We start from the raw sequence: 4126 nt of genomic DNA on the forward strand, positions 1-4126 counted from the left end.
ATACCGTGCCTTCGATACGTCAACACGGCGCAGAAAATCCTCCACCACAATAGGCAGTCCGAAATAATGCATCGGGAAAACGAAGCCTATGCGCTCCGCGTCTGCGATAATCTCGTCATTTCTAAGCTCCTCAGGCATGGACCGCAGGACGACGCCGTCAATGGCATCGCGAAGCTGTCTCGCCGTGTAGAGTGAATTGCCTGTTGCCGAAAAATAATAAATGACCGTTCTGTCCATCTGTCTTTTTCCTACTCCCTAACCTCTTACACAAGCCTCAAAGTTTTTCTTATCCCTTCCAGCCATGCTGGCGTTTCCACGCCTTCAGCTCCTCCATACGCGCCTTAAAGCGCGGTTCAAAGCCCTGGTCTGTGGGGTGATAATAGGTACGCCCGATGAGGCTGTCAGGCATACACTGCATGTTCGTGACCTTTTCCTTTGTATCGTGCGCGTACTGATAGCCTTTTCCGTATCCGAGATTTTTCATGAGCCTTGTGGGCGCGTTCCGTATTACAAGCGGTACGGGCTCATCAAGCATATTCACGGCATCGTCCCGGGCTGCGAAATACGCACTCTCCATAGCGTTGGATTTAGGCGCCAGCGACATATAAACCGCGGCTTCCGTCAAATGCACGTTGCACTCGGGAACACCAATGAAATGACATGCCTGATATGCGGCTATGGCTATCTCAAGGGCACGCGGGTCAGCGAGTCCAACATCTTCAGCCGCAAAACGCGTAATACGGCGGGCGATGAAAAGCGGGTCCTCTCCCGCCTCAAGCATACGGGCAAGCCAGTAGACCGCCGCATCCGGGTCAGAATTTCTCATTGATTTATGAAGCGCAGATATGAGATTATAGTGCTCTTCTCCTTTTTTATCATACAGCAGTGATTTTTTCGAGGTACACTGCTCTATAATCTCACGCGTGACAACAATGCCTTTTTTCGTTACGTCACCGTTCAGCACAACCATCTCAAGAGTGGAAAGTGCCGAGCGCGCATCGCCGTTTGCAAAATTCGCAATAAGCTCTATTGTATCATCTTCTATTATGACCTTCTCATTGCCGAAGCCGCGCGGGTCTTTTATTGCCCTTTTCAGAAGCTCTGTAATATCCTCGGTGGTATGCGCGTGAAGCACAAACACCTTGCACCGTGACAAAAGAGCGCCGTTTACCTCAAAAGACGGATTTTCTGTAGTCGCTCCGATAAGCACAATACTTCCTTTTTCAACAAAGGGCAGGAAAGCGTCCTGCTGAGCCTTATTGAAGCGGTGAATCTCGTCTACAAATACTATGGTTCTGTCGCCGTATCGCCGGTTTTCTTCCGCCTGCTGCATGACTGCGCGTATTTCTTTTATGCCGCTTGTTACGGCTGAAAAATCAATAAACGCTGATTTTGTAGTGTGCGCGATAATGCGTGCCAGAGTTGTCTTTCCGACTCCGGGCGGGCCCCAGAATATCATTGAGGATATCCTGTCAGCCTCTATAAGGCGGCGCAGTACCTTGCCTTCCCCGATCAAATGACGTTGGCCTACGAACTCGTCCAATGTTTCCGGTCTCAGACGTGCCGCCAGCGGCTGTTCTGCCTCCGGGGCCTGAAAGAGTGAATCAATCTCCACTACGCAGCCTCCTTTCCTTTCGTATATCTGATAGTATAGCAGAAATTACGTTATTTCAAAAATTCGCGTACGGCCTTTGCATCGTCAAGAGTCATCGCCGTTTCCAGTTTTTCCTTCGCTTCTTTGATGGAAACCCCGCCCAAGGCCTTGCGAACGGCAGGAATAGCCCCGACGCTCATGCTGAGAGCCGTGCGTCCCATAGCCGCAAGAATAGGCGCCGCCAGCGGGTCAGATGCAATCTCTCCGCATATCGTGACAGGAATCCCTGCGCTGTTTGCCGCTTCTATAGTACGCTGAATGAGCTTCAGTACAGCGGGGTGCAGCGCATCTCCAATATCCGCCACAGCCTCATTGGTGCGGTCTGCCGCCAGGGTATACTGCGTCAGGTCGTTGGTGCCGATACTGAAAAATCCCGCATGCTTCGCAAGAGTTTCCGCGCAGAGTGCCGCTGCAGGTGTCTCCACCATTGCACCGAAATTAGGCAGCGCGGCTTCAGTGCCTTTCTTTTTCAAAAGCTCGTATTCTTCCTCAGCAATTTTCTTTACCCTGTCAATCTCAGACGGATTTGTTACCATAGGAATCATCACCGCGCAGTGTCCGCATGCTGCCGCCCTGAGCAGCGCACGGAGCTGCGTACGGAGAACATCTTCATTTTGAAGCTCTGCACGTATACCGCGCACTCCAAGGAAGGGATTCATTTCCTTCGGCAGCTTGACTCCCTCAATGGGCTTATCTCCGCCGGCATCAAGCATACGGATAATACACGGAGCTTTGCCGCATGCAATTACAGCCCTGCGATAAGCTTCATACTGTTCATCCTCCGTCGGAAGCCCTGTTTCCCCTGCGAAAAGGAACTCCGAGCGGAATAATCCTATACCGGCTGCGCCTTTTTTCTGTGACAACTCAGCCGCTTCAGGATTTCCCACGTTCGCCCGAAGATTAACTTCAACACCGTCAGCTGTCACAGCAGGTCCGAAAACTGCTTCTTTATCCTCTGTTGTTTTTTCTGCCAGCTCCTTCTCCTTTTCATCAGGTTCACACACAACAATACCTCGGCTTCCGTCTACCATTACCTCCATAGAGGAAGCCAGCTCCGAAAAATTCTTTTTTGACAGAGACACTGCAGGAATAGCACGCTCTCTGGCAAGGATAAATATATGGCCAAGCGGTGTGCCTCCGCAAAGAATTATGCCTGCAAGACGCTCTTTCGGAACCGATGCAACATGTGCAGGCTCAATATCTTCTCCTGCAAGAACGATTTTCCCCTCAGGAGCAGGTTCGTCCGAAACTCCGCACAGCTCGGCAACCACAGCACGTGCCGCCTGACGGACATCCTCTGCACGGGCTTTCAGATATTCATCCTCAAGAATTGCAAGCCCTGCGGCCTGTTCTTCCGCTTCCGTGCTGAGAGCGTGAACCGCATCCATACCCTTCTTTATACGTTCCTCCGCCTGTTCCCTCACCATGGGGTCATCAGCAATAAGAGCGTGTGCCTCAAGCACGTCAGCCTGAGCAGCTTCTCCCCTTTTTCTCGCGGCATCTGCCATTTCATTAAAACGCTCCGCCACAGTCGCCATAGCCTTTGCAAGCTTTTCACACTCTTTACTGCTGTCCTCCGCGAGGTATTTCCTGATTATCTTTTCAATTTTCGGCACAGGCGTCCATATTCTTCCTACGCCTACGCCGTCAGAGCCGCCTTTTCCTGTCAGTTCTTTACGCATTCTTTTCCTCCCCGTTCGTATTTGTCACAATGAGCCAAAGGCTCTTCCCTTTTTTCTTAACCTCTGCTTTTACCTCGACAGGAAGCCCCTCAATCTCTATACGGCTGAAATCTCCCTTAACACCTTCTGCCGCATGAAGAATTTCCTGCGATTTTGGATTCCACCCCGAAGCAAGAACGATACGGAGCTTGCCGTCGATACGTGCCTTGCCTGAGACCTCAATAACATCCTGCTCTCCTCCGACGGTAAAGACAATGACCGAATCCTTCGATACCTCAAGGACGTTCAATATTTCAAAAGGACCGTCCACGGATTCTGACATGATGCCGCCCTTTACATCGACCCTGCCGCTTCCAAAGGCTTTACGGCTTGCCGCCTCAAGGACACCTTCCTCGATTTTTGTACCGCCGGTGTAGCTGTTGTTTCCTGAAAGCACCAGCGTACCTGTCCCTTTCTTTACAAGTCCGCCCGTGCCTGTAATATCATTGCCCCACGTGTCGCGTGCCGAAAAACCGCCCTCCTGCATATTCATTGTTACGACAGTCTCAGATAGAAACGCGCCATATCCGTCTGCCGCCGCGAAAAGATTCAGTCTGCCCCACCCCTCTTCATCATCACATACAGGATATCCTGAGGGAATCCCCGTGGTGTAAAGCACTGTGCGAATCTGATTCTTGGTAAGATACGGGAAACGTGTTTCCAAAAGCACCTCGGCACCCTTTGGAACAACCATTGGCTTCGTCGTATCTCCTACAGTCGGGAAATTATATGTCAGCCGTTCAGTATAAAG

The 4126-nt window shown here is 51.1% G+C and carries 3 protein-coding genes and 1 pseudogene; all 4 read right to left on the reverse strand.

Going from position 1 to position 4126, the window contains the following annotated elements; all coding sequences use genetic code 11:
- Positions 1–237 (reverse strand): annotated as a pseudogene (locus ACY69O_RS02210) (hypothetical protein); the annotation flags it as partial.
- A gap of 49 nt (positions 238–286) precedes the next feature.
- Complete coding sequence (locus ACY69O_RS02215) at positions 287–1615, reverse strand: replication-associated recombination protein A (RefSeq protein ID WP_462331838.1); 1329 nt, start codon at positions 1613–1615, stop codon at positions 287–289.
- Positions 1616–1665: 50 nt separating this feature from the next.
- A complete protein-coding gene (gene ptsP / locus ACY69O_RS02220) occupies positions 1666–3336 on the reverse strand; it encodes a phosphoenolpyruvate--protein phosphotransferase (protein WP_462331839.1) in 1671 nt (556 codons plus the stop codon).
- A partial coding sequence (locus tag ACY69O_RS02225) for an autotransporter-associated beta strand repeat-containing protein (RefSeq protein ID WP_462331840.1) occupies positions 3329–4126 on the reverse strand: 798 nt, incomplete at its 5' end. The genes ptsP and ACY69O_RS02225, both read right to left, overlap by 8 nt.

Source organism: Schwartzia sp. (in: firmicutes) (assembly GCF_978017985.1).

Excerpts from the sequence above, each read along its gene's own strand:
- ptsP (WP_462331839.1), bottom strand. The coding sequence starts at position 3,336 with ATGCGTAAAGAACTGACAGGAAAAGGCGGCTCTGACGGCGTAGGCGTA.